Below are 24,935 nucleotides of genomic sequence, written 5' to 3' on the forward strand. Positions count from 1 at the left end.
ATTTCCCGCCCGGCCGCGGCCACGAGCCCGGTCAGCGGCGTCGCGCGGCCAGGGCGGCGCTGAAGACCTCCCGCACCTCGTCGAGCTGCCGGCCGGCCGCCTCCAGGTCGTCGGGCAGGGCAGCAAGGCCGCGCACCGACTCCTCCACGCGCTCGCGCACCGCCCGTTGCGCCAGCCGGACGGCCTCCGTCGCCGCCTGCGCCAGTTCCTCGCTGCCCAGCCGCATGGCCCTGGGATCGAAGCGCAGCTCCCTCAGCGTTCCGTCGGACTCGACGACGGCGCGCACCCTGCCCTCGGCGGCCTCGCCCTCGCCCGACAGCTCGGTGAGGTTCTCCATCGCGGCGGCCAGCGCGCGCATGGAGTCCTCGGCCCTGCGGCCGATGCGCTCCAGCGCCTCAGGCCCCATCCCCGCGGGATCGAAGTCGAACATGGCAGGCAGTTGATCAAACCAGGACCACTCGCCGCAACCGTGGAACATCGCATGAACCGGTCGCGCGTCCCCCGGCCCGCCCTGCATGATGAAAAATGATCAAAAGGAGGGGTATGTCGGACGAGCCAGGCACGAGGGTCATCACCTCGAAGGTCATCACCAGCATGCGCGACACCTACGAGGACATCCAGGACGCCGTCTCACGCTCGGCGTCCGGCGACACCGCGATAGCGGAGGACGCGCTGGGCGCGTTCCTGTCGCACGTGCTCAAGCCCGCCTACGACGCCGCCCGCGAGCGGATGGAGCAGTCGGGCGCGCACGGCGTCCTGGTCGCCGGCGCCACCGCCGAGGCGCTCGACTCCTGCGCCGCCAACTGGCGCACCGCCGAGCGGGCCAGCATGATCGAGTACCGGCGCTGATGGCCGCGGCGGAGATAGGGACGACGCTCGCCAACCTCAGGAGGCTCCAGCTCCTGGCGGGCTTCCCGCTGATGACGCTGACCGTCCTGGAGGCGCTGCAGATGGACGAGCACGAGGTCGCCAGGGCCGCCCAGTCGTGGAAGCGCATGGCCGAACGGCTCGACCCGGTGATCGAGGTGCTCGAAGGACTGCCCGAGCGGGCGGCGCTGGGCTGGATCGCCGAGGACGAGAAGGAGTTCGCCAGGGCGGCCCGCGCCTACCTGGAGGCGGTGCGGGACCTGCGGGCGGCGCGCGCCCAGACCGCCGAGGTGCTCGAGGAGCTGGTCGCCGCCTTCAAGATGTTCAAGCTGGTGACCGTGATCCACTCCCTGGTCCTGCTGTGGAGCGCCGTCTACGTCCTGTCGCTGTCGATGGGCCTGCCCCAGCTGGCGCCGCTCGCGCGCCTGCGCCTCGCGTGGCTGATCAACGCCGCGGACAAGGTGCTCTCCGGCCTGATCGCCGCCTTCATGAGCGCCTGCGCGGCGCAGACGGCCGTGCTCGGCCTCGCCGTCGCCCGTGGTGAGAAGCTGCTGCGCCTGCCGGTTCCCGACTTCGCCAGGGCCGGCATCGACACGAAGGGGCACGCCACCTTCAGGCGGCAGGACAAGGAGGGCCGACTGCCCGACGGCACCGAGTCGTTCAGGTGGGTCGCGCCCGTCATCCCGCGCGAGGAGTAGCCAGGGCCGCGCCGATGATGCCCGCTTCGTTCTGGAGCGCGGCGGGGACCACCGGGGTGTCGAGCTTCACGTGCGGCAGGAACTTGTCCGCCTTCTTGCTCACCCCGCCGCCCAGGACGATCAGCTCGGGGGAGAAGAGCATCTCCACGTGCCTGAGGTACTCCTCGACGCGCTCGGCCCACTTCTCCCACGACAGGTCGTGCTCCTCGCGGGCCCGGTCGGAGGCGCGGAGCTCGGCGTCCTTGCCGTGCAGCTCCAGGTGGCCCAGCTCGGTGTTGGGCACCAGCGTGCCGTTCACGAACAAGGCGCTGCCGATGCCGGTGCCGAAGGTCAGCATGAGCACGGTGCCCTCGCGGCCCCTGCCCTCGCCGTACCTCATCTCGGCCAGGCCCGCGGCGTCGGCGTCGTTGAGCACCCACGCCCCGCCGAACAACTCGCCCGCGTCGACGCCCACCCACGAGTGGTGCACGTTGGCGGCGGTGCGCACCACGCCGCCCACGACCACCCCGGGGAAGGTGACGCCGACGGGGCCGGCCCATTCGAAGTGCTTGACGATCTGCGCCACCACTTCGGCGACGGTGTCGGGCTTGGCGGGCTGCGGGGTGGGGATGCGCAGCCGCTCGGCCGACAGCCTGCCCTCCTTCAGGTCGACGGGCGCGCCCTTGATCCCGGAGCCGCCGATGTCGATGCCCAGAACGTCCATGCCCCCGACCTGCCCGGGAAATGTCGGGATGAACCCGCCGCCGCCCCGCCGCGTACCTCGCTTCACAAGCGCACATACCAAGGAGGCAGGATGCGGCCACGCATCGTCATACTCTGCGCAGCGGCGCTGATCCTCGGCACCACCACCCCTGTCGCGGCCGCGCGTCACCAGACCAGGTTCGACGTCGTCAACCTGGTCTCCGACGTCAGGGGCAAGGCGCGCACCACCGACCCCATGCTGGTCAATCCGTGGGGCCTGGCCATGGGCAAGACGCTCTGGGTCTCGGCCACCGGCACCGGCGTCGCCACCGTCTACTCCGGCGAGGGCAGGAAGGAGGCGACCGAGGTGGCCGTGCCGGGCGGCGCGCCCACCGGCCAGGTCTTCAATCCGACCGACGGCTTCACCGTCAAGGGCCGGCCCGCCACGTTCGTCTTCGCCAGCCCCAGCGGCGCCATCAGCGGATGGAACGCGGAGGCCGACGCCAAGAACGCCGTCATCGCCGCCTTCACCAGAGGCGCCGACTACAAGGGCCTGGCCCTGATGCGGACGGAGGAGGGCGCGTTCCTGCTGGCCGCCGACTTCGCGCACGGCCGCGTGCACGTCTTCGACTCCGACTTCAGGCGGGTACGGCTGGACCGCCGCCAGTTCGCCGACCCGTCGCTGCCGCCGGGCTACGCGCCGTTCAACGTCTCGGTCGCCCGAGGTTCGGTGTGGGTGTCCTACGCCCTGCGCGACGCGGCCACGGGTACGTCGGTGGCCGGGCGGGGGAAGGGGTTCGTCAGCCGCTTCGACGCCTCGGGCCGCTTCACCGGAAGACTCGCCGCCCGCGGGCCGCTCAACGCGCCATGGGCGGTGACCGTCGCCCCGCGCCGGTTCGGGCAGTACGCGGGAGCGCTGCTGGTCGGCAACTTCGGCGACGGCCGGATCCACGCCTTCAGGAACGGCCGGCACCTCGGCCCGCTGCGCGACGCGGGCGGACGGGCGATCGCGCTGCCCGGCCTGTGGGACCTCGAGCCCGGCACCGCGGCCAACGGCGGCGAGGACGCCCTCTGGTTCGCCGCGGGCATCGACGGAGCCAGGCACGGCCTGCTCGGCCTGCTCCGCCCCACCGGCGCCCGCGCCCAGCGATCGGCCCCCTCGACGACCGCGCCCGCCACGACGACGCCCGCCACGACCGTGCCCGCCACGACCGTGCCCTCCACAGCCGTGCCCTCCACCGGCGCGCCCGCACCGGCCGCCACCCCCAGCTCGGGCTACGGCTACTGAGGAGCCCGCCACGGGACCGTCCGGTACGGCGGGCGCGGTGCCGTACCGGACACCCCGGCGGTCGGAAGCCCGAGATGTGGGTAAGGTGCGGGCGTGAGCGAGGGAAACTTCAGCGAGTGGCTGCGCGCCCGATGCGAACCCACCTGGACCGAGGTGGTCACCCATCCGTTCGCGGAGGCCATCTGTGCCGGCACGGTGGCCGACGACGACATGCGGCGCTACCTCAGCCAGGACTTCCAGTTCGTCGACACCTTCACCGCGCTGCTCGGCGCCGCGGTCGCCTGCGCCGACAGTTTCGAGGCGCGGGTGCCGTACGGCCGCTTCCTCGGGCAGGTGGCCACGACGGAGGAGAAGACCTACTTCCACCGCGCGCTCGACGCCCTCGGCGCGGGCCCCGGCCCGACGGTCCTCGAGCCGGTCACCGAGGACTTCCGCACGCTGATGGACGAGGCCAGGACCAGCCAGGACTACGTGCTGATCGTGGCGGTCCTGTGCGTGGCCGAGTGGACCTACCTCGGCTGGGCCTCGCGCGCCCGGCAGCCGTACCCCGACAACTTCGTCCACCGCGAGTGGATCGAGCTGCACGAGGGCCCGGAGTTCAGGCAGTGGGTCGGCTTCCTGCGCGGCGAGCTCGACCGGCTCGGCCCCGGCCTCGACGAGGACCGCCGCCAGGAGGTGCTGAGCGTCTTCCACCGGGCCGTCGAGCTGGAGAAGCGCTTCTTCGACATGGCCGGCGGCTGAGACATGGCCGGCGGCTGAGACATGGCCGGCGGCTGAGACATGGCCGGCGGCTGAGAGGTGGCCGGCGGCCGGGACGTGGCTAGCGGCCGAGCGCCTCGGCCAGGTCGCTCACCTCGGTGAAGTGCACACCGATCATGCCGAGCGCCCTGGCCGCCTCGACGTTCTCCAGCCGGTCGTCGACGAACAGGCAGCGGGACGGGGCGGCCCCCGCCACCTCCGCGGCCAGCTCGTAGATGCGCGGATCGGGCTTGGCCAGGCCGACCCGCGCGCTGCTGACCACGGCGTCAGCGAAGTGGGTCAGGCCGAGGCGGTCGAGGTGCTCCTCCAGCGTGTCCATGGCGTTGGTCAGCAGGATCAGCGGGACCCGCTCCTGCGCCTTGGCCAGCAGCGCCCTGACCTCGTCGTCGACCCAGAACGAGACCTCGGCGAACTCGGCGACCGCCTGGCGGGCCCGCGCGTCGCCGCCCAGCGCGACCGCGACGGACTCGACCCACTCCGCCTCGGTGATCTGGCCCAGCGTGGCGGGCAGGATGCGCTCGGGGGCGAAGGCCGTCTTCATCAGGGGCAGGCCGTAGCGGGCTTCGATGTCGGCCTGGGCCACGTGGTCGAACTGGCGCAGCACGCCGTCGAGGTCGCTGAGAACCGCGTCATAGGAGGTCACAACCATCCATTGTGCCGCGCCAGCCGAGCGGCCTCGATCCGGTTCCTGGTGTGCGTCTTGCCGATCGCCGACGACAGGTGGTTGCGCACCGTGCTCTCCGACAGGTGCAGCCTGGCCGCCAGGTCGGCGATCGTCGCGCCGTCGAGCGCGGCGGCCAGCACGTCGCGCTCCCTCCCGGTCAGCGGGCTCGGGCCGGCGTTGAGCGCGGCCGCGGCCAGCGCGGGGTCCACGATCCGCTCGCCCGCCACGGCCCTCCTGATCGCCGCGGCCAGCTCCTCGACCGGCGCGTCCTTCACCAGGAAGCCCGCCGCGCCCGCCTCCATCGCCCTGCGCAGGTAGCCGGGCCTGCCGAAGGTGGTCAGGATGAGCACCACGACGCCCGTCCCGCGCAGGTCGGCGGCGGCCTCCAGCCCGCTGCGGCCGGGCAGCTCGATGTCGAGCAGCGCGACGTCGGGCCGCACCTCGGCCACGGTGGAGACGATCGCCGAGCCGTCGGCGACCTGCGCGACGACCTCCAGGTCGTCCTCCAGGCCGAGCAGCAGCGCCAGCGCGTCGCGCATCATGCCCTGGTCCTCGGCGATGAGCACCCTGATCACTTCGGCACCGCCACGGTCAGCACGAACCTGCCGCCCTCCGCGCGCGCCTCGACGGCCGCGCCCCGCTCGGCCAGGCCCTTCAGCCCGTGGCCCCTGGTGAAACCCTGGGCCGCGCCGTCGTTGGCGATCTCGAGCAGCACGCGTTCCCCCTCGTCCCTCAGCGTGACGGCGCACGTGGTCGCCCTCGCGTGCCTGATCACGTTCGTCACCCCTTCCCTGACGGCCCAGCCCAGCAACGCGTCGGCGTCGGGCGAGAGCCGTACCTCCTCCAGCATGACCTCCGCCCGCACCCCCGCCTCCTCCAGGGCGAGGCGGGCGGCGGCCAGCTCGTCGGCCAGCCCGCGCCCCCGATAGCCCGCCACGGCCGCGCGGACCTCGGCCAGCGCCCTGCGTCCGATCTCCTCGATGTCGCCCGCCTGCCGCGCTGCGGCGTCCGCGTCGCGGGGCGCCAGCCTGCGCACCGCCTCGGCCTTGACCACCACCAGCGACAGCGTGTGCCCGAGAAGGTCATGCAGGTCGCGGGAGAAGCGCTCGCGCTCCCTCACCACGGCCGCCCTGGCCAGCTCCTCCCTGGCCGCGAACAGCTGCAGCGTGACGTGCACGACGACCCCCGCGACGAAGGTGCCCCACGCCACCGCGGCGACCGCGTCCTCGCCGCCGCCCGCCCGCAGGGTCACCAGCATGGACACCACGGTCACCCCCGCCAGCGCGAACGGCACCGCCCGCCCCCGCACCACCACACCGGACGCCATCGACACCAGGGGGCAGAGGTAGAGCCACTTGCCGCCGTAGGCCGTGCAGAGCGCGAAGGTGACCACCGCGAGCACCGTAAGCGGCGCCCATGCGGGGCCCTCGCCGAACGCCATCCGGATCGCGGCCAGGTAGGCGGCCACGAAGACGGCCAGGCCCAGCGCCCCCGCCCACGACGGCTGCCTGAGCAGGTCGTAGGCGGGGAACCAGGCCACCGCGATCCAGACGTAGAACGCGGAGGGACCGGGTCTCATCGTCACCTCCAGTACGCGAGGTTGTGCTCGGCCGCGTAGTCGATCTGCTCGATCCTGCCCGGCGCGAGGGACTGCGTGCCGCCGCTGAGCGTGGGCCACGCCGGGAGGCCCGTGCCGTTCGGGTCGCCCGAGCGGGCGAAGTTGGTCCAGTACGCCACCATCTGATCGGCCAGTCGGCGCTGCGCGGGCGTCATCTTCGCCAGCCGCTCCTCGAACAGGTAGGACAGCTCGGCGGCGTGGTAGGCGCCCCAGTCGAAGCCGTCGCTGTTGATGTCGAGGAACATCGGCGCCTTCCTGTCGGCGAACTCGTAGCCGTAGACGGGCACGTGCCTGGCCAGCGCCGTGTTCTGGGCGTGGGTGCCGCGCGCCCACATCCGGTCGGTGATCACCTGGGCCCACGCGAGGCCGGGGTCGTCACCGGGAGGGTACTCCTTCAGCACGTCCTTGCCGGGGAAGGCCGTCTGGGCCAGCTTCGGGTAGTCGACCTTCCCGCCCGCGAGCCCGACGAAGATGCGGTGCTCGTCCTTGGTCGCCCCGGACAGCACCGGCATCCGGTGGAAGCGGCCCTCCTCGATCGCCGTGGAGGGGATCTCGGGCAGGACCCTGTTGCCGTAGGCGTAGACCTGAAAGGCGTTCATGATCTGCGGGATCTCGAGGATCCTCTTCACCGGCAGCTTCCTCAGGCAGGCCAGGTCGGAGCAGCCCAGCTGGGCCGCGTAGTGCGCGCCGACCGCCTCGGCGTCGGCGCGGGAGCGCCAGGCGTAGGACGGCTGCGCGGGCAGGCCGGGGATCATGGCGCCGGCGGGCATGTCCATCATGGCCTCGCCGCTCTGCATGACCGCCCGCTGGAACAGTCCCTTCGCGCCGGGCGAGGTGAGGTGGCCGCCGATGGCCAGCGCGCCGAAGGAGACGCCGAACGCGGTGACGTTGCCCGGGTCGCCGCCGAAGGCCGCGGCGTTGCGGCGCACCCAGCGCAGCGCCTCCTGCTGGTCCTGCAGGCCGTACGTGCCGGAGTCGGCCAGTCCGGGGAAGCCGAAGCCGCTGAAGACGCCGAGGCGGTAGTTGATCGTCACCACGACCACGCCCTTGGCGGCGATCCTGCGGGCGTCGGTGAGGTGGCCGGCGCCCAGCGCGCCGTCGCCGTGGATCCACACCATCACCGGGCGCTTCTCACCGGGCTCGCGCGGCGTCGTGACGTTGAGGAACAGGCAGTCCTCCGTGGTGCTGGCGACCTTGGCGTAGTCGGAGCCGACCTGGGGGCACATCGCGCCCGGCCTGGTGGCGTCGCGCACGCCCTTCCACGCCTTCGCGGGCCGGGGCGACTCCCAGCGGGCCGCGGTGCCGTACGGGATGCCCTGGAAGAGGCGGTGGGTGCCGGTGACCGTACCCCTGACGGAGCCGGAGGCGGTCTCGACCACCGCGGGGTCGTCGCCGACGGCCGCGCACCCCGCCAGCAGGAACGTGAGAGCGAGCAGAATTCTCATGCCTCGAGGCTCGCGCACCCCCCGACCTGCGCAGAAGAATCATCGATCCCGGGTTCTCCAGGACGAAAGTCCCGGGGCACTACCATCTTCCGAGACATGAACACTCACCAGCTACCGGCGAGTCTTTGCCGGCTGTTCGAGGACGGCGGCCGTGGGCGGTCGCTCTCCTTCGAGCTGCCCGCGGGTGACGTCGTGTGGCCGGAGCAGCCCGCCAGGCGCCCGGCCTTCTGGATGAGCGAGGAGCCCGCGCGGGACGGGCTGTGGGCGGCGCTGCGGGCCGAGCACCCGCGCTCGGGGCTGTGGCCCGTGCTGCTGGACGAGTCGGCGCAGCCCTGGTCGTCCGCGCAGGTGGCGCCCGACTCTCCCGACCTCATCGACACCTTCACCGCCGCCGGGTTCATGAGCGAGGTGTGGAGAGACTGGGTCTCGCAGGTGCCCGTGGAGTCGCTGGCGGAGATCGAGCCCTTCGGCCCGCTGTGCCCGGGGCTCGCCGAGCCGGGGGAGCTGCGGGCCGATCCCGGCTCGGTCGCCGACTGGTACGCGGGCGTGCTGGCCGAGCGCGGCATGCCGATCGGGCTGGCCGCCGCGCGCAGGGGCGCCGACACGCTGGCGGTGATGGGCTGGCAGGGCGCGCTGCACCACAACGAGTGGATGGTGCCGCTGGCCGCGGTGGTGCGCAGCTGGGAGGAGCGCTTCGGCGCGCGCGTGGTCGCGATGGGGTTCAACACGCTGGAGCTGAGTGTGGCCGCGCCGCCGGTCAGCCCCGAGCACGCGATCCACGTCGCGGCCGAGCACTGGGCGTTCTGTCCCGACAACGTCGTCCAGGGCGCGGGTGATCTCTACGGCTACGCCGAACAGATCAGGGGACAGTTCTGCTGGTCGTTCTGGTGGGACTAGCCACTTAGTGGAAGGCGGTCTCCGGCGTCGGCAGCTCGATCTCCCTCGGGCCGCGCCACCGTGAGGCGTCGGCGGGCAGCTCCGCCGGCGGCGCGCTCACCGCGAAGGGCACGGTGACCTTGCTCCTGCCCAGGTCGACGGTGACGGCCGCGCCCGTGGCGCGCTCGCCGCTGTAGGTGGCGTCGGTGCCCGCGAGCACCAGCGCGAGCCTGTGCCCCTTCTTGAAGACGTAGTCGTGCGGCAGCGTCTCCCACTCGACCTGGGCGAACGTTCCCGGGGTCAGCGGGCTGGGCGAGGAGAGCGAGTCGCGGTTCTGGACGTCGAGCCAGCCGCGGGCGACGATCTCCAGCGGGCGGGTGGCCAGGTTCGTGGCGACCTTGCGGTAGCAGCCGTCGTCGGCCGCGGTCGACTCGCCGTGGCAGTCCTCCTCGGCGAGCGTGGTGATGCCCTGTCCCCGCCGCCAGTCGACGCGGGTGTCGTCGCCGAAGTCGACGAGCAGCGCGGTCAGGTTCGCGGTCGGCCGGTCCAGCGCCAGACGCAGGTCGACCACGGGTGTGCCGGACAGCCGCAGGTCGAGGGGGAGCGCGCCGGTGGTGAAGGCGAGCCTGCCCGGTTTGGCCGTGCCGACGTCGGTGACCATCTCGGTCTCCGGCATCCGCGTGTCGGTGAAGGCCGCCGTCGCGCCCCTGCGGGCGGGCAACAGGCCGAGCGAGCCGTCGGCCGAGGGACGCAGCGGCACCCGCGTCGCCCCGCGCGCCGGCCAGTCGTGCTGGGTGATCCACTGGGCGGGGCCGATCTGCACGTCCGCGCGGGGCTCGCGCATGATCCCGTTGTCCACCCCGAGCAGCCAGTGGTCGAACCACTGGTGCAGCGTGTCCACCCACAGGCCGCGCCGGCCCTCGAAGTCGAACGGGTCCACGTGCTGGTACTGGCCGACCCAGATCTTGCGCGGCACGCCCCTTCTGCCCAGCGCCGCCCACCAGGCGGAGAAGTTGTCGGGCTTCACGTTGAGGTCGTTGACCGTGTGGACCACGAACACGCTGGCCTTCACGTTCGCGACGTCCTTCTCGTAGTCGCGCTCGGCCCAGAACGGGTTGTAGTCACCCGTGTCGTCGCCGTCCTGCGCGTCCATCGCCGCCCGTACGGCGGCGCACTTGGCGTCGGGGTCGGTGTCGACCACGTTGGCCAGCCACGAGGCGTAGTTGTAGGAGTAGACGACCCCGCCCGAGCGCTGGTAGCGGTACCACGAGCTGATCGCGGAGATCGGGACGATCGTCTCCAGCCCCTCGACGCCCGTGGCGGCCACGGCGTTGGCCAGCGTGCCGTCGTACGACTTGCCGATCATGGCGGCCTTGCCGGTGGTCCAGGTGGCCGCGGCGGGCGTCCCGTCGGCGCGGTAGGCGGTGGCCCTGCCGTTCAGCCAGTCGACGACCGCCTTGCCGCCGACGACGTCGGCCTGCCCTCCGGTCGCCGGGCAGCCGTCCGACCCGGTGGTGCCGAGCATGTCGACGTTGAGTACCGCGTAGCCCCTCGGGACGAAGTAGTTGTCGTAGAACAGCGGGAACTTCACCAGGTCGCCCTCGGCGTCGTAGACCTTGCGCTCGCTCTCGTTGCCCCGGCCCGAGTTGTCGTAGTAGGGGCTCTCGTCGATGATCACCGGGACCTTCTCGGCGGTCCTCGGGCGGATGACGTCCACCCTGACCCTGTCGAGGCGGCCGTCGGCGTCGCTGTCGATCGGTGCCTCCACGTAGACGTGCTCGCGGATGGCGTCGGCGTAGGAGAAGACCGGCTGGGAGCGGTCGCCGGCGATCGTGATGGCGGTGGTGGAGTCGAGGGCGGTGGCCGGTGGGGCGGTCGCCGCCACGAGGGTCAACGCGATGAGGGCGGCTCGTAAGTGGGGCACGCGGGTCCTCCGTTGCTGGGGGGCTACTAGCGCAATGTCGGTGATCGGCGGCGCCCTGACAAGATCTCTCTTTATAGTGAACCGGCTGACCGGTATAGTTTCGAGGCATGCCACGACCGAGTTCGAGAGAGCGGCTGCTCGACGCGGCCGCCGAGGTGCTGCTCGCCGACGGAGCCGAGTCGCTGACGCTGGAGGCGGTGGCCCAGCGCGCGGGCGTGTCCAAGGGCGGCCTCTTCTACCACTTCCCGACCAAGCAGGCCATGGTCGCCGCCATGGTGGAGCGGCTCACCTCCGCCTTCGACGCGGCGCTCTCCACCGCGGGGAGCGAGCCGGGAGACTTCCTGCGCGCCTACGTCGCGGCGACGATCCCCGAGGACCACACCGCCGCGCCCGCCGACAGGGTGACCGCGGCACTGCTGGCCGGGGTGCTGGTCGACCCCGCGGGGCTGGAACCGCTGCGCAGGCGGTTCGCCGCGTGGCAGGCGCGGCTGGTCGACGACGGCATCGACCCGGCCGCCGCCACCGCCGTACGGCTGGCGGTCGACGGCTGGTGGGCCGTCAGGCTGCTCGGCCTCGGCGAGCCCGCCCCTGGACTGCACGAGAGCATCCGCCGCTACCTCATGGAGTTGATCGACCGTGCTGCGCGCGACTAAGGCCCTCATGCTCGTGACGGACCTCGGCTTCGTCGCCTACTTCTCGGTCACCGGGCTGGGGCTGATCCCGCCGCAGTGGGCCTTCGCCGACTACGCGAACCCGCTCATGGCCGACTGGAACTGGTCCTTCCTCTGGATCGACCTGCTGGCCAGCGCCACAGGACTGACGAGCCTCTGGCTGCTGCGCGCGGGCGGCGCGCGCGGCAGGGGGCTGATGCTGGTCTCGCTGGTGCTGACCATGGCGTCGGGGCTGATGGCGATCGCGTTCTGGACCCTTCGCGGCGACTTCTCGCCCGCCTGGTGGATCCCCAACCTCTACCTGCTGCTCTTCCCGATCCCCGCGATCGTCGCGCTGACCGCCCCGGCGGCCCGCGACGGAGGGGCTCCGGCGCAGACCGTAGAGTTGGGGCGGATCAGGGAGGATCGATGGTGGTCAGGGCAGTGGTGTTCGACGTCGGCGAGACGTTGATCGACGAGACGCGCATCTGGACGCGCTGGGCCGACAGGCTGGGTGTGACGCGGCTGACGTTCATGGGCGTCCTCGGCGGGATGGCCGCGCTCGACCGCTCCCACCGCGACGCCTTCGAGATCGTGCGTCCGGGGCTCGACGTCGAGGCCGAGATCGAGGCCTGGGCGCGCGACGAGCCCGAGAGCCTGCGCAACCACTTCGACGCCGACGACCTCTACCCCGACGTGCGCGAGGCGCTGGCCGGCCTCAGGGCGGCGGGGGTGCAGGTGGTCATCGCCGGCAACCAGCCCACCAGGGCCTACGACGCGCTGGTCGCCATGGACCTGCCGGTCGACTCCATCCACACCTCCGACGGGTGGGGCGTGGCCAAGCCGGCCCCCGCGTTCTTCGCCAAGGTCGCCGCCGTGGTCGGGAGGGAGCCCGGCGAGATCCTCTACGTCGGCGACAGGTTCGACAACGACGTGCGGCCCGCGGCGCGGGCCGGGATGCGCACGGCCCTGCTGCGCAGGGGGCCGTGGGGATACCTGCACGCCGACCGGCCCGAGGCGGCCGAGGCCGACGTGGTCATCGACGACCTGTACGGCGTGCTCCCCGCCCTGCGCCTGCTGAACGAGGGCGCCACGCCTTAAGGGCACGGGAAGGGGATCGTAAGGGGTGCGGGGCAGGGTGGATCACGTCGGAAGCGATCCACACCGAACCCTGAGAGGGCAGCCATGACGCAGACCGCCGAGTACGAGATCGTCCTCGACCTCGACGCCCCCCGCGAGCAGGTGTACGCCGCCTGGACCACGCCGCACCGCTTCGCCCGCTGGTTCGGCCCGCGCATCTTCACCACCCCCGCCGACCGCGTGGTCATGGACGTCAGGCCCGGCGGCGCCTGGCAGGCCGTCCTGGTCGGCGACGAGGGCTTCGAGGTCACGCTCGAGGGCGTCTACCGCGAGGTCGACGGGCCCGGCAGGCTGGTCTTCACCACCGGCGACCCCGACCACCCCGGCGACGGCCCCGCCTCGGTGGTGACCCTCACCCTGGAGGAGGGCGAGGGCGGCACCACGATGCGCTTCCACCAGTTCGGCGTCAACACCGACCAGGAGCACGCCCACCAGGCCAGGGCCGGCTGGCTGGAGTTCTTCGAGCGACTGGCCGAGCACCTGGCGGTTCAGGCCACGTCGTCGAAGGTCAGCTCGCGCCCGTGAGCGTGGGCGGCGGCGAACGCCTCCTCGCCGATCGCCGCCACGGACCTGGCGGCGATGCGCCGCACCTCGTCCTCCTCCGAGCGGGAGATGGGGGCGCGGTGCGCGAGCCTGACCGCCGCGGCCAGGCCGAGGAGCCTCGCGCTCTGCTCCGGCTCGGACACGGCGGCCAGGCCCTCGACGGCGAACGCCGCCGAGAGGGGGTCGCCGATCCTCCTGGCGGCGGCGAACGCCTCGAGGAACAGCTTCCTCGCGCCCTCGGCATCGCCGCGCAACTCGTGGACGAAACCCAGCTCGGCCAGGACCGTGGGCAGGAACAGCGGGGGCTCGCCGTCCCTCGGGACGCCGTCGAGCAGCCGGTCGAGATGGGTGCGCGCCAGCTCCAGCCGGCCGGCCCTGCGGGCCGCCACGGCGAGGCCCATCTCCGCGAAGACCCTCCCCTCGTGGTAGCCCTGCCCCGTGGCCAGCCGGAGCGCCTTGCCGCAGTGCTCCATGCCCCGTTCGTAGTCGCCGGTGTGCATGGCGATCCAGCCCACCCACGACAGCCGTCGCACCGCGTCCGGCCACAGCCCGAGCTCCTCGGCGATCCGCAGGTCCTCGGTGAACAGCCGGGTGGCCGCCTCGACGTCGCCGCGGATGTCGGCCAGCCCGCCGAGCCACTCGGTGGCCTGCAGCCGTCCCCATCTGTCGCCCAGCTCGGCGAAGAGCGCGGCGCTCTCGCCGCCGTCGCGCTCCAGCGCCTCGAGGTCGCGCACGGTGAAGGCGTCGCGGGCGTGCCTGCTCAGCGCCGCCGCCACCCCCCACCTGTCGCCCAGCTCGCGGAAGGTCGCCAGCGCGCTGTCGACCAGGACGCGCGAGGTCGGCAGGTCGGCGACACCGAGGCTGACGAACCACTCCGCCCTGGCCCGGTCGGCCGGATCGGCGAGGTCCATGACTTGCTTCCAGTCGACGTCCTCGCCGAGCAGCAGGGCGAACCCCGCGCTCCAGGCCCGCGCCCTCGCCCGGTCGGCGGCGGTGTCGTCTCCCGCCGGCTGCCCCGCCTGACCCGCCTGCGCCGTCGCCTGATCAGCCGCCCGGCCCGCCTCCTGCGCGGCCTGCAGCGAGCGCCGTGCCTCGCCCAGCCTGCCGCGCAGGAACCAGTACCAGGCCAGCGCGTTCACCAGCCGCAGGGCGTCGGCCGCGGGCGCCGCGTCGAGCGCCGCCCGCAGGTTCGCCGCCTCGGCGTCCAGCCGCCGCATCCAGCTTGCCTGCTCGGGCCCGCGCAGATACGACTCGGCCCGTACGGCGAGCGCCACGTAGTAATCGGCGTGCGCCTGCCGGATCCGCTCGACCTCGCCCGCGTCGTCGAGGCGGTGCAGGCAGTAGGCCGCCACCGACTCCAGGAGCCGGTAGCGCACTCCTGACGGCCCCTCCACGACCACCACCAGCGACCGGTCCACCAGCCGCGCGAGCGTGTCGAGCACGTCGACGTCGTCCTCCGCGCACACCGCCTCCGCGGCCTCCAGCGTGCAGCCGTCGACGTGCACGGCCAGGCGGCGCAGCACGACCCGCTCGGAGTCGGTGAGCAGGGTCCAGCTCCAGTCGATCATCGCCGTCAGCGTCTGCTGGCGCGCTGGGGCGCCGCGCTGGAAACCGGCGAGCAGCTTGAACCGGTCGTCGAGCCGCGCCACCAGCTCGTGGACGCCGAGCGCCCTGACCCGGGTGGCGGCCAGTTCCAACGCCAGCGGGATGCCGTCCAGCCTGCGGCACAGCTGCGCGACCGCCTCGGCGTTGCCCGCGTCGAGCGCGAACCCGCGAGCCGAGGCCGCGGCCCTGGCCATGAACAGCCGCACGGCGTCGGCCTTCGCCACGGTGAGCAGCTCGGAGCCCGCGGGCAGGTCCAGCGCGGGCACGCTCCACAGCGTCTCGCCGGCCACGTTCAGCGGCTCGCGGCTGGTCGCCAGGATCCGGAGGCCCTCCACCGAGCGCAGCAAGGTCTCGGCCAGCTTCGCGGCCTGATCGACCACGTGCTCGCAGTTGTCGAGCACCAGCAGCAGCCGGCGCCCCCGCAGCGCCTCGACCAGCCGCTCCATGCTCCGCGCCGAGTCTTCGCGGATGTCGAGCGCGACCAGCACCGCCTCGGCCAGCGACGGCGTGTGCCGATCGTAGGGGGCCAGCTCGACCAGCCACGCGCCGTCGGGGTGCGCGCCGGTGCGCCGCCGCGCGACCTCCAGCGCCAGGCTCGTCTTGCCCACGCCGCCCGACCCGGTGAGCGTGACCAGCCTGCCCTGCTCCAGCAGGGCGGTCACCTCGGCCACCGCCTCGTCGCGCCCGATCAGGTCGCTGACCGCGGCGGGCAGGTTCGTCATGGGTCGCTCGGCCCTGCTGCTCAGCGCGGGGTCCTGGCGCAGGATGCGCGCATGGAGCTCGGCCAGCTCGGGGGAGGGGTCGAGGCCCAGCTCGTCGGCGAGCTTCTCGCGGAGTTCGGCGTAGCCGGCCAGCGCCTCGCTCTGCCGTCCGGCCCGGTAGAGGGCGGCCATGTGCACGGCGCGCAGCCGCTCCCTGAGCGGGTGCGCGGCCACCAGCTCGGCCACCTCGACCGGCTCCCCGGCCGCCAGCCGCGTCTCGGCGAGCTCCTCGACGGCGCTCAGCCGCGCCTCCTCCAGCCGCGCGATCACCGGCCTCAGGAACTCGAAGTCGGCGAAGTCGGCGAACGCCGCCCCCCGCCACAGCTCCAGCGCCTCGGCCAGCCTGCCTTCCGCGGCGAGCGCCGCGAAGCGGGCGGCGTCGACCGCGCCGGGGGCCGCCTCGAGGGCGTAGCCGGGCGCGCGCGAGACCACCAGGTTCTTCGCGCCGGGCTCGGCCTCCTCCAGGGCGCGGCGCAGCTGCGAGACCCGCACCTGCAGGGCGGCCGATGGATTGCCCGGCGGGTCGTCGCCCCAGAGGTCGTCGACCAGCCGGTCGGTGGAGACCACCCGCCCCTCGGCGGCGAGCAGGTCGGCGAGCAGCGCGCGCACCTTCAGCCCGGGGATGGCGACGACCTGCCCCGCGTCCGTCCAGGCCGTCACGGGTCCCAGCACACCAAAGCGCATATGACCGACCTTAAAGGCACGCAAGACCGCCCGACGCCGCTCCCATGAACCCCGCTACTCCGCACTCTGCAGGCCGTGGGAGCGGGCCTCCGGCTCCTCCGGTACGGCGGCACGCCGCTGTCGGCGACGGGGCTCTTCCTGTGCCTCGGCGGGCGTCGCCCAGCCGATGGGGCCGGGCGACGGGATCACCATGACCGCCGCTCCCTGCGGGCTCGGCGGCGTCGCTGTCGGAGACCGGCGGGGAGTTCGGATGCCCGGGCGCTACCGAGATGCGGGCCAGTGCTCCGGCCTTCAGGCCGGGGAGCGCGTCAAGGCTGCTCGGGGTCGACGCGGACGGCGCGCTCCTCGGCCGACAGGTCGCCCGAGTCGCGCCCCACGTCCTCGCCGATCTCCTCGCTCTCGACGTCGGGCTCGAGCCCTTCGTCGGGGGACACGAGCCGGTGCTCGTCGCGGGGCGTCCGCTCGCGCTCAGGGGCCTCCCGCCACAGCCGCTCGGCGACGGTGTCCTGGTGCTGGGGGTCGTCCTCCTCGATCACGTGGTCCTGGCCGAGATCATCGGTCCACTCCTCGACCTCGATCTCCTGCTCGTCGCTCATGCCGTGGCGGTCCGGCGGTGTTTCGGTCATAACGGCTCCCTACCCCACACGCCGCCCGAAACCCTAGGAGCTTTGCTTCCTGACAGCCTCGGCCAACTCATCCTTGTCCATGGTGGACCTGCCGGGGATGTCGGCCTCCCGGGCCCGCTTGTAGAACTGTTCCTTGGAGGTCGGCGGGCGCAGGGCGAGCAGTTCGGTCTCTTTGCGCTCCTTGAACGCCTTGCCGAGCTGCTCCAGCCGCTGCCGGCTGCTCGCCTCGCGAAGGGCGGGGAGGATCTCGCCCTCCTCCTCCTCGACGTGGTGCTTCACGGACTCGACGAGCTTGACGAGCGTCTCGGAGAAGTCAGGGGTTCCGGGAGTGGCGTGCTTCAGCGCGTCGAGGAGGACCTCGGCCTCCTTGTGCTCCTCCACGCCGTGGTGCGCCTCGGCGGACCGGACCTCGGGGTAGACCCGGTCCTCCTCGGCCCTGGCGTGGGCGGTGAGCAGGGCGGCCAGTTCGGTCACGTCGGCCTCGGGGTCGCCCCGCCCGCTGGTGAGCCGCTCGAACAGCGCCTCGATCGCGCGGTGGTCACTGGTGATCAGCGTGATGACGTCGGTTCCCATGGGGGCGCGTGCTACCCAGGCGATCAGCGTCCAATCGCCGCGCCGATCCGCGCGCGCGGATCGGCCGCGCCCGCGAGCACCCCGCCGGGCAGGACGTCGATGAGGTGCGCGTGCCCGAAACCCGTCCCGTACGGCATGCCCGCCACCGGATGTCCGAGCGCGGACAGGCCGTCGCCCCAGCCCGCGCCCTCCTCCAGCTCCATGACCGTCGCGTCGGGCTCGTCCCAGGTGTCGAAGCCGGTGCCGCCGGTGCCCAGCCGCCAGCGGGGCGCGGCGATCGCCTCTCCCGGTGTCTGGCCGTGCCTGAGCAGGCGGGTGATGACCTGGAGCAGGATCTGCGGTTGCGCGTCGCCGCCCATGGTGCCCACGACCGAGCGGAGCGAGCCGTCCGGCCTGGTGATGAGGGCGGGGGTGAGCGTGTGCGGGGGACGGCGGCCCGGGCCGTACTCCGCGGGGTGTCCCGGCGTCAGAGAGAAGCCGATGCCGCGGTTGTGCAGGTTGATCCCGGTGCGCGGTTCGACCAGCAGGCTGCCGAAGCCCGAGGCGTTCGACTGGATGAGGGAGACGCCCATGCCGTCGCCGTCCACGGCGCACAGGTAGGTCGTGTCGCCCTCGGCGGTCAGCCCGCGCACCCTGAGGCGCGCGGCAGGGTCGACCATGGCCCGCCGCCGGGCGATCTCGGCCTCCGACAGCAGGTCGGCCGCGTGCTCGTGCAGCAGGGCCAGCCGGTCGTGGCCCGCGATCCTGGAGGCCTCGCCCAGCAGGTGCGCCCAGAGCGCGTCGTCGGGCGTGGACGGCAGGTCGAGGCCGTCGACGATGCCGAGCGACATCAGCAGCAGGTAGCCCTGGGAGTTGGGCGGCATCGACCACACATCGTGGTCGAAGGCCCGCACGCGCAGCGGCTCCACCCAGTCGGCCATCGGCTTGGCGAGGTCGTCGGGGACGTACTCGCCCGCTCCGAGCTCCAGCAGGCCCTCGCCGAACTCGCCCTGGTAGAAGCCCTCCCTGCCGGAGGCGGCGATCGCCTCGAGGGTGCGGGCCACGCCCGGCCTGGTCATGAGCTGCCCGGGAGAGGAGACGGTGGCGAAGTCGGGGTGGTGGGCCAGCGCCGAGGCGATGGGGGCCAGCAGCGGGGAGACGGGGAAGCCGTCCGCGGCCAGGCCGATCGCGGGGGCGAGCACGGTGGCCAGCGGGAGCCTGCCGTACCTGGAGTGCAGGGCGAGCCAGCCGTCCACGGCGCCCGGTACCGGCGCCGACCTGATGTCGTGGCGGAGCGGCATGACGGTGTGGCCCTCGGCCCGCAGCCGGTCGGGGTCCGCGCCCGAGCCCGCGCGCCCCGAGGCGTTGAGCGCCGTGACGGCGCTGTCGGGGGTGCCGTCGTGGACGAGGGCGAACAGGTCACCGCCGAGCCCGCACATGTGGGGGGCGGTGACCGTCAGGACTGCGTTGGTGGCGATGGCGGCGTCGGCGGCCGAGCCGCCGCGGTCGAGCATGGTCAGACCGGCGGCGGAGGCGAGGTGGTCGACACTGCACACCATGCCGGACCGGGCGTATCGGGTGTTCTGCACGGGTCAGACCTTACGCGGTCCTTGCGCGCAGGATCCTGACGCCCGTCACCCTGGCCAGCGCCAGCGCGGCGAGCAGGGTGGCGGCCGTGGTGCTCACGCCGCCGATCTGCAGCGCGAGCTGCGGTCCCATGGCGTCGCTGAGCCAGCCGAGCAGCGGCCCGCCCAGCGCGCCCGCCGCCGCGCTCACCAGGCCGAGCACCGAGATGACCCGGCCGCGCAGTTCGTCGGGGCTGCCGAGCTGGGCTCTGGCGCCGATCGTGGTGTCGATGACGACCGCGCCCGCGGCGATCGGCAGCAGCAGCGCGGCGAACAGCCACAGACCGGGCACCAGGCCGCTGAGCGCCTGGGCCACGCTGGCCAGGAAGGCCGTGACCAGCAGCAGGCGCATGGTCAGCCGCGGCCGTCCCGCGGCGAAGATCCCGCCGAGCACGGTGCCGACCGCGAAGACCGTGGACAGCAGGCCGTAACCGGTCGCGCCCGCGCCGAGGGGCCCGGCGGCCATCGCCGCCATCGTCACCTGGTAGTTGCGGCCGAGGCTGCCCAGGATGAGGGAGAGCGCGAGCAGCACCAGCAGCCAGGGGGTGCGCAGCACGTAGCGCAGGCCCTCGCGGATGCCGTCGGCGCCCGGCGGGGCCTTGGCGAGCAGGTGCATCTCTCCCGAGCGCATCGCGGCGATGGCGGCGATCACGGCCAGGAAGCTGACGGCGTTGATGAGGAACAGGCCGCCGGTGCCCGTGAGAGGAAGCAGCACACCCGCGAGGCTCATGCCCAGGATGCGTCCGGCGGAGTTGATGACCGAGCCGAGGGCCATCGCGTTGGGCAGGTCGGCGGGCGGGACGACCTCGGCGCCGAACCGGCCGAGCGCGGGGTTGCCGAGCGCGGTGACCAGGCCGCCCGCCAGCGCCACGCCGTACACGGGGAGGACGGAGGTGACCCCGCTCAACGCCACGACGGCGAGCACGACGGCCAGGAGCCCCTGGGCGATCTGCGCGGCGACGACGACGGGACGGGCGGGCAGCCGGTCGGCCAGCGCGCCGCCCCACAGGCCGAAGGCCAGGGTGGGCAGCGCCTGCAGGACCAGGCTGAGACCCACGCTCGTCGCCGAGCCGGTGGCCTCGAGGATGAGCCAGTTGACGCCGAGCACCTGCATCCAGGTGCCGGTGATGGAGACGAGGTCGGCGCCTGCCCAGAGGCGATAATTGTGGTGCTTGAGGGAGCTGAGCAGCAAGGGAGTGCAATCTCTTGGGAAAGGGTGTGCCGAGAGATTGGAACGTAGCGGTTTAGAAACGGATTCCGGTTGTGACCGGATTCACGTTTGGGACATCCTCTCGCTGGACAAGTGCGGCATACCGGCCGCCGAGCTCCATGAGCTGCTCGTGGGTGCCGCGCTCGGCGACCCCGCCCCCGTCGAGCACGACGATCTGGTCCGCGTCGCGGACGGTCGACAGCCGGTGCGCGATGGTGATCGTGGTGCGCCCGTCGGCCAGTGTGTCGAGGGCCTCCTGCACGGCGCGCTCGGTCTGGTTGTCCAGCGCGCTGGTCGCCTCGTCGAGGACGAGCACGGGCGGGTTGCGCAGCAGCGTGCGGGCGATGGCCAGCCGCTGCTTCTCCCCGCCGGAGAAGCGGTAGCCGCGCTCGCCGACCACGGTGTCGTAGCCGTCGGGCAGCGCCGCGACGTGGTCGTGGATGCGCGCCGCGCGGGCCGCCTCGACCAGTTCCTCGTCGGTGGCCGACGGCTTGGCGAAGCGCAGGTTGTCGGCGATGGAGGCGTGGAAGAGGTAGGTCTCCTGCGAGACCACGCCGACGGTCGCGGCGAGCGACTCGAAGCTCAGCTCGCGCACGTCCACGCCGTCGATGAGCACCCTTCCGCCCGTGACGTCGTACAGGCGCGGCACCAGGTAGCTGAGCGTGGTCTTGCCCGAGCCCGTCTCGCCGACGACCGCCAGGCTCGATCCGGCCGGGACGACGAGGTCGACGCCGGAGAGCGTGGGCGCCTCGCCGTAGGAGAAGTCGACGCCCTCGAAGCGGACCTCGCCACGCGGGCTCGTGAGCACCTTGGCGCCGGGGGTGATGTCGACGGTCAGGTCGAGGTACTCGAAGATGCGCCCGAACAGCGCCAGCGAGCTCTGCACCTCCACGCCCGTCCGCATCAGCGAGACGGCCGGCCTGAACAGCCCGGTCTGCAGGGTGGTGAAGGCGACGACCGTGCCGATGGAGACCATCGAGGTCGTGCCGGAGGCCCAGTAGATCAGGGCGGGCATCGCGGCCATGATGATCTGGATCGACGACTGCCGCCAGCGCCCGGCCATGCTGGACCGCACGCCGAGGTCGGCCAGCTCGTCGGAGGCCGCGGCGAAGCGCCGGGTCAGCTCGGGGGACTGGCCCATCGTCCGGCCGAGCAGGATGCCGCTGACCGACAGCGACTCCTGGACCATGGACGACATCACGGCCAGCTTCTTCTGCCGCTGGGCGGTGATCCGCTTGCGCTCGTCGCCGACCTTGCGGCTGATCCAGACGAAGAGCGGCAGCAACAGCAGCGAGATCGCCGTCAGCCGCCAGTCGAGGACCAGCATCGCGATGACGCTGGCCACCACGCTGGTCAGGTTGGAGACGATCGAGGTGGCCGTCGAGGTGACCACCTGCTGCATCCCGCCGATGTCGTTGGCCAGGCGCGACTGCACCTCGCCCGTGCGTGTGCGGGTGAAGAAGGCCAGCGACATGCGCTGGAGGTGACCGTAGACGGTGGTGCGCAGGTCGTGCATGACCCGCTGGCCGACGGTCGTGGAGATGAACGTCTGCATGACGTCGAAGACGCTGGTCGTGACCGCGACGGCGATCATGCCGAGCGCGAGCAGCGCCAGCAGCGTCATGTCCCGTGAGGGGATGGCCACGTCGAGGACCTCGCGCAGCAGGAACGGCGAGGCAAGGGAGACGAGCGACGACAGGAAGATGAGGCCGAGCACGACGGCCAGGCGGCCGCGGTAGGGCCTGAACAGCTTGATGATGCGCCGCAGGGGCGCGCGTGGTTCTTCGGTCATTTGACCCCTTTCTGATGTTTCCTCTAACAGAGGTTACCTCACAATAATTCCACCGGTAGGCTCGTGATCGTGGACACCATCTCCGAGCTGCTCGAACTCGTGCACCGTATCGGGCACCGAGCGCGACACGGCTACCGCCGCAGCCTGGAGCCGCTGGGGCTCAGCCCGGGCCAGGCGCGGGCGCTGCGCGAGCTGATCGACGCGGGGCGTCCGCTGCGCATGGTCCAGCTCGCCGACGCGCTGCGCATCGTGCCGCGCTCGCTCACCCCGGTCGTCGACGCGCTGGAGGAGGCGGGGCTGGTGCGCAGGGAGATCGACCCGGCCAACCGCCGCTCGACGCTGCTGCTGATCACCGGGCGCGGGGAAGAGGTCTACGAGCAGGTCAGGCAGGCTCGTCGAGAGGTCGCCCGCGAGCTGTTCGGCGGGCTGTCACACGAGCAGCGCGAGACGCTGAGGGAACTGCTCGGCAAGGTCGACGAGGCCTAGACCGGCTCCCGCGCGACCTGGGTGCCTTCGAAAGAACCTGAGGGAGAGCCGCCGGTGCCCCGCCTGCTCTCGTTCTCCCGAGCGGTCAGTCCGTGCTCTCGTGTAGCTCGGACGGGTGGTCAGCCCGTTTCTTCGTGGTGTTCGGGCTGGGTCGCTCTTGCGGGGTGGGTACGGCCGCCGATCACGGTGCCGAGGAGGGGTGGCTGGTCGAGCAGTGCGGCGTAGGGGTTGCGGCCTCCGCGCGTGTCGAAGACGGCCAGGTCGGCGGCGCAGGCGGGCGCGAGCGTGCCGATCCTGCCGGGCCCCTCCGCCCTGCCGAGCGCCCGGGCCCCGCCGATGGTCGCCGCCTCGACGAGCACGCGTTCCAGCCGTGGCAGCCGCGTCGCCTGCCGTACGGCCCTGGCGGCGGCCAGCGGCGGCCCGCACAGCGCGATCGGATTGCCCTCCTCCACCAGCGCCGAGACGTCGCCCCCCGACAGCGCGACCGACGTGCCGCGCAGGCGCAGCAGCTTGCGCTCGCCGGGCCCGAGCGGGCCCGCACCGGCGACGTGACAGTGCGGGCCGAGCACGCCCGCCTCGTCGAGCGCGGCGGGGGAGTGGCGGCCGAGATCGGCCGTGAGCCGCAGCCCGAACGTCCTCGCCAGCACCGCCAGATCCTCCATCACCTGCGGGTCGGTGGCGTGCGCCGCCACTCCCACGGGGCCCGCGTGCTCCCGGATGGCGGTGATCAGCGCGTCGCGGTCACGCTCCTCCCACGCCTGCTCGCTCGCGCAGCCGACCTCCAGGTACGTGACGCCGCCTGGCCTGTCGTGCTCGCCCACGTCGGCCGCCCATGTCACCCCCGGACCCAGCGGCCCGGTACGGCAGGCGTCGACCAGCCCTGGCGTGATCATGCCCGGCCAGCGGATCTCCTCGTCGATGGGGAAGGCGGTGCGCAGGTCGGTCCTGGGGCCCACCTGGAGGACGCGTTCGCCTCTGACCACCACGGCGCCGTCGCGCAGGGGAGGGGCGGTGACGGGGAGCACGAGGGGGGCGGAGTGGAGGATGACGGGCGCGGGCGGACGCGTGCCGAATGCCCGCGTCAACGCTCCCATTGTGTGATTAAAAAGCACACGTGGTGGCAAATCAATCACACCCACTGATCGAATGTCACTGAGGGCGGGCGTTTCCCGAGGGTGATCGGACGTCGCCGCGTGCGGGTTCTTCGGGGGTGGTCGGGGGGCCGAGCGTCGGGGTGCGGGGAGGGGTCAGGAGCGGGGGCGGTAGCGGCCGGACAGGCGGGCGAGTTTCAGGCTGAGGTGGAGGCTGAGGCGTTCGCCGCCGTCCTTCAGGTCGGTCTGGGCCAGTTCCTCCACCCGCTGCAGCCGGTAGTACAGCGACGTGCGGTGCAGGCGCAGGCGGCGGGAGGTGGCCACCGCGCTGCCCGCCAGGTCGAGGTAGGTCTCCAGGGTCTCCAGCAGCGGCAGGTGCTGGGCGTCGGCGAGCAGCCGTTCGAGGCCCGGATGGAGATCGGCCCTCGGGACGTGGGTCAGCATCCGGTAGACGCCGAGCCGCGTCCACTCCACGGTCCTGCCGAGGCCCGGCACCCTGGCCGCGACCTGGGCGGCGTGCAGGGCCTCCGCGTAGGATGCGGCCGCCTCGGCCAGCGAGGGCCTGGGCCGGCCGACGCCGACCACCACGGGGAGCGCCATCGCGGCGTGCACCTCCTCGGCCGGCGGCGGGGACGTGGTCAGGAGCGTGGCGTGGTCGTAGCGCACGAGGTGCAGGCCGCCCAGGCGGCGCCGTACGGTCAGCATGCCCTGCTCCAGCGCCAGCCTGGCCGCCTCGGACGGCTCGGCGGCGACGGGCGTGGCCACCAGCGCCGTGACGGCGAGCGCCTGGGGGAAGCCCGCCTCGATCAGCGCGCGGGAGGCGTCGGGGTCGCCTGACAGGACACCCGTGACCGCCTCCAGCTCGCGGTGAGAGGCGAGGCCCGCGGCGAGACTCTCGTGGAACAGGGCGACGGCGAGCGCGGCGGCGGCCGTCCTGGCCTCGCCGATCTCGGCCGCCGACATGGCGGGGTCCGCGTCGATGAACCACAGGAAGCCCATGAGGGCGCCGTCGTGCCGCAGGGGGACGCAGACCCTGGGCAGCAGCCGGAGAGCGGGCGCGCCAGGGGTGCGCAGCGGCTCGACGGCCTCCAGGATGCCCGCGGCGTGCAGGAACCCGCGCACCTCCGGCGTGGTGTGGCGGCGCAGGATCGAGTCGCGCCTGATGTCGTCCATCGCGCCGTCCTGCTCGGAGTAGGCGATGATGCGCTGGAAGCGGTCCTCCAGCAACAGGGGCCGCCCGAGGCGGATGGCTAAGTCGTCGACGCTGCGCTGGAGCACTACCTGGCCTTTTCGGCAAATGTCGGAGAAAGGGAGCGGATTCTTCCCTACAACTGATCGGTGATCTGCGTC

26 protein-coding genes are annotated in these 24,935 nt (G+C 72.7%); 10 read left to right on the top strand and 16 right to left on the bottom strand.

What is annotated here, in order from left to right; genetic code table 11:
- Nucleotides 1–31 precede the first annotated feature (31 nt).
- Entirely contained in the window at nucleotides 32–430 is a 399-nt protein-coding gene (locus H4W81_RS04545; protein ID WP_225958459.1) for a YbaB/EbfC family nucleoid-associated protein, read from the bottom strand.
- A 113-nt stretch (nucleotides 431–543) separates the two neighbouring features.
- Here H4W81_RS04545 and H4W81_RS04550 point away from each other — a divergent pair, with 113 nt between their 5' ends.
- Together H4W81_RS04550 and H4W81_RS04555 are read left to right on the top strand one after the other, a co-directional pair.
- Nucleotides 544–849, top strand: coding sequence for a hypothetical protein (locus H4W81_RS04550; RefSeq protein WP_192773609.1), 306 nt, complete (start codon nucleotides 544–546; stop codon nucleotides 847–849).
- Nucleotides 849–1,565: a hypothetical protein gene (locus H4W81_RS04555; protein WP_192773610.1), complete on the top strand. Its 717-nt coding sequence runs from the start codon at nucleotides 849–851 to the stop codon at nucleotides 1,563–1,565. The genes H4W81_RS04550 and H4W81_RS04555 overlap by 1 nt, the downstream gene beginning before the upstream one ends.
- Here the strand turns inward: H4W81_RS04555 and ppgK are convergent.
- Nucleotides 1,546–2,268, bottom strand: a complete 723-nt coding sequence (ppgK, locus tag H4W81_RS04560; RefSeq protein WP_192773611.1) for a polyphosphate--glucose phosphotransferase — start codon at nucleotides 2,266–2,268, stop codon at nucleotides 1,546–1,548. The two genes, H4W81_RS04555 and ppgK, sit on opposite strands and share 20 nt — an antisense overlap.
- 90 nt (nucleotides 2,269–2,358) lie before the next feature.
- Between ppgK and H4W81_RS04565 the strand changes: the two genes are divergently transcribed.
- On the top strand, nucleotides 2,359–3,534 hold the full coding sequence (locus tag H4W81_RS04565; RefSeq protein WP_192773612.1) for a TIGR03118 family protein: 1,176 nt from the start codon (nucleotides 2,359–2,361) through the stop codon (nucleotides 3,532–3,534).
- Nucleotides 3,535–3,627: 93 nt separating this feature from the next.
- The gene (locus H4W81_RS04570; RefSeq protein WP_192773613.1) at nucleotides 3,628–4,275 is read left to right on the top strand and encodes a TenA family protein; all 648 of its coding nucleotides are present in this window, start codon (nucleotides 3,628–3,630) and stop codon (nucleotides 4,273–4,275) included.
- 79 nt (nucleotides 4,276–4,354) lie between these two features.
- On the opposite strand, the gene H4W81_RS04575 is transcribed toward H4W81_RS04570, so the two are convergent.
- Genes H4W81_RS04575 through H4W81_RS04590 form a run of 4 tightly spaced genes read right to left on the bottom strand, consistent with a single transcriptional unit; the run spans nucleotide 4,355 to nucleotide 8,020 of the window.
- Nucleotides 4,355–4,936, bottom strand: coding sequence for an HAD family hydrolase (locus H4W81_RS04575; protein WP_318781523.1), 582 nt, complete (start codon nucleotides 4,934–4,936; stop codon nucleotides 4,355–4,357).
- Entirely contained in the window at nucleotides 4,933–5,532 is a 600-nt protein-coding gene (locus H4W81_RS04580; RefSeq protein ID WP_192773615.1) for a response regulator, read from the bottom strand. Before H4W81_RS04580 ends, H4W81_RS04575 begins: the two co-directional genes overlap by 4 nt.
- On the bottom strand, nucleotides 5,529–6,536 hold the full coding sequence (locus H4W81_RS04585; RefSeq protein ID WP_192773616.1) for a sensor histidine kinase: 1,008 nt from the start codon (nucleotides 6,534–6,536) through the stop codon (nucleotides 5,529–5,531). The genes H4W81_RS04580 and H4W81_RS04585 overlap by 4 nt, the downstream gene beginning before the upstream one ends.
- A gap of 2 nt (nucleotides 6,537–6,538) precedes the next feature.
- Nucleotides 6,539–8,020 (bottom strand): carboxylesterase/lipase family protein, encoded by a 1,482-nt coding sequence (locus H4W81_RS04590; RefSeq protein WP_192773617.1) that lies wholly within the window; start codon nucleotides 8,018–8,020, stop codon nucleotides 6,539–6,541.
- Between the two features lie 96 nt (nucleotides 8,021–8,116).
- On the opposite strand from H4W81_RS04590, the gene H4W81_RS04595 reads away from it, so the two are divergent.
- A complete protein-coding gene (locus H4W81_RS04595; RefSeq protein ID WP_192773618.1) occupies nucleotides 8,117–8,917 on the top strand; it encodes a DUF4253 domain-containing protein in 801 nt (266 codons plus the stop codon).
- A gap of 4 nt (nucleotides 8,918–8,921) precedes the next feature.
- Here H4W81_RS04595 and H4W81_RS04600 read toward each other — a convergent pair whose 3' ends face one another.
- Nucleotides 8,922–10,820, bottom strand: a complete 1,899-nt coding sequence (locus H4W81_RS04600; RefSeq protein WP_192773619.1) for a Xaa-Pro dipeptidyl-peptidase — start codon at nucleotides 10,818–10,820, stop codon at nucleotides 8,922–8,924.
- Between the two features lie 107 nt (nucleotides 10,821–10,927).
- Between H4W81_RS04600 and H4W81_RS04605 the strand changes: the two genes are divergently transcribed.
- From H4W81_RS04605 to H4W81_RS04620, 4 genes are all read left to right on the top strand, one after another.
- A complete protein-coding gene (locus tag H4W81_RS04605; protein WP_192773620.1) occupies nucleotides 10,928–11,473 on the top strand; it encodes a TetR/AcrR family transcriptional regulator in 546 nt (181 codons plus the stop codon).
- Complete coding sequence (locus H4W81_RS04610) at nucleotides 11,457–11,942, top strand: DUF5360 family protein (RefSeq protein WP_318781525.1); 486 nt, start codon at nucleotides 11,457–11,459, stop codon at nucleotides 11,940–11,942. Before H4W81_RS04605 ends, H4W81_RS04610 begins: the two co-directional genes overlap by 17 nt.
- Nucleotides 11,900–12,571 (top strand): HAD family hydrolase, encoded by a 672-nt coding sequence (locus tag H4W81_RS04615; RefSeq protein ID WP_192773621.1) that lies wholly within the window; start codon nucleotides 11,900–11,902, stop codon nucleotides 12,569–12,571. The genes H4W81_RS04610 and H4W81_RS04615 overlap by 43 nt, the downstream gene beginning before the upstream one ends.
- Before the next feature lie 84 nt (nucleotides 12,572–12,655).
- Entirely contained in the window at nucleotides 12,656–13,135 is a 480-nt protein-coding gene (locus H4W81_RS04620; RefSeq protein WP_192773622.1) for an SRPBCC family protein, read from the top strand.
- Here the strand turns inward: H4W81_RS04620 and H4W81_RS04625 are convergent.
- From H4W81_RS04625 to H4W81_RS04655, 7 genes are all read right to left on the bottom strand, one after another.
- Nucleotides 13,099–16,203, bottom strand: coding sequence for an AfsR/SARP family transcriptional regulator (locus H4W81_RS04625; RefSeq protein ID WP_192773623.1), 3,105 nt, complete (start codon nucleotides 16,201–16,203; stop codon nucleotides 13,099–13,101). The genes H4W81_RS04620 and H4W81_RS04625 overlap by 37 nt on opposite strands.
- Nucleotides 16,204–16,257: 54 nt before the next feature.
- On the bottom strand, nucleotides 16,258–16,395 hold the full coding sequence (locus H4W81_RS04630) for a hypothetical protein (RefSeq protein ID WP_192773624.1): 138 nt from the start codon (nucleotides 16,393–16,395) through the stop codon (nucleotides 16,258–16,260).
- 116 nt (nucleotides 16,396–16,511) lie between these two features.
- On the bottom strand, nucleotides 16,512–16,829 hold the full coding sequence (locus tag H4W81_RS04635) for a DUF5709 domain-containing protein (protein WP_192773625.1): 318 nt from the start codon (nucleotides 16,827–16,829) through the stop codon (nucleotides 16,512–16,514).
- Between the two features lie 33 nt (nucleotides 16,830–16,862).
- Complete coding sequence (locus tag H4W81_RS04640; RefSeq protein WP_192773626.1) at nucleotides 16,863–17,402, bottom strand: hemerythrin domain-containing protein; 540 nt, start codon at nucleotides 17,400–17,402, stop codon at nucleotides 16,863–16,865.
- A 23-nt stretch (nucleotides 17,403–17,425) separates the two neighbouring features.
- Nucleotides 17,426–18,970 (bottom strand): gamma-glutamyltransferase family protein, encoded by a 1,545-nt coding sequence (locus tag H4W81_RS04645; RefSeq protein ID WP_192773627.1) that lies wholly within the window; start codon nucleotides 18,968–18,970, stop codon nucleotides 17,426–17,428.
- Nucleotides 18,971–18,980: 10 nt separating this feature from the next.
- Nucleotides 18,981–20,198, bottom strand: coding sequence for an MFS transporter (locus H4W81_RS04650; RefSeq protein ID WP_225958460.1), 1,218 nt, complete (start codon nucleotides 20,196–20,198; stop codon nucleotides 18,981–18,983).
- A 52-nt stretch (nucleotides 20,199–20,250) separates the two neighbouring features.
- A complete protein-coding gene (locus H4W81_RS04655) occupies nucleotides 20,251–22,008 on the bottom strand; it encodes an ABC transporter ATP-binding protein (RefSeq protein WP_192773628.1) in 1,758 nt (585 codons plus the stop codon).
- Between the two features lie 69 nt (nucleotides 22,009–22,077).
- Here H4W81_RS04655 and H4W81_RS04660 point away from each other — a divergent pair, with 69 nt between their 5' ends.
- Entirely contained in the window at nucleotides 22,078–22,494 is a 417-nt protein-coding gene (locus H4W81_RS04660; protein ID WP_318781526.1) for a MarR family winged helix-turn-helix transcriptional regulator, read from the top strand.
- 119 nt (nucleotides 22,495–22,613) lie between these two features.
- Here the strand turns inward: H4W81_RS04660 and H4W81_RS04665 are convergent, their stop codons facing one another.
- Complete coding sequence (locus H4W81_RS04665; protein ID WP_192773629.1) at nucleotides 22,614–23,579, bottom strand: amidohydrolase family protein; 966 nt, start codon at nucleotides 23,577–23,579, stop codon at nucleotides 22,614–22,616.
- A 162-nt stretch (nucleotides 23,580–23,741) separates the two neighbouring features.
- On the bottom strand, nucleotides 23,742–24,863 hold the full coding sequence (locus tag H4W81_RS04670) for a PucR family transcriptional regulator (protein ID WP_192773630.1): 1,122 nt from the start codon (nucleotides 24,861–24,863) through the stop codon (nucleotides 23,742–23,744).
- Nucleotides 24,864–24,935: the final 72 nt, after the last annotated feature.

Origin of the sequence: Nonomuraea africana, from assembly GCF_014873535.1 — a bacterium.
GTDB classification, from domain to species: Bacteria; Actinomycetota; Actinomycetes; order Streptosporangiales; family Streptosporangiaceae; genus Nonomuraea; species Nonomuraea africana.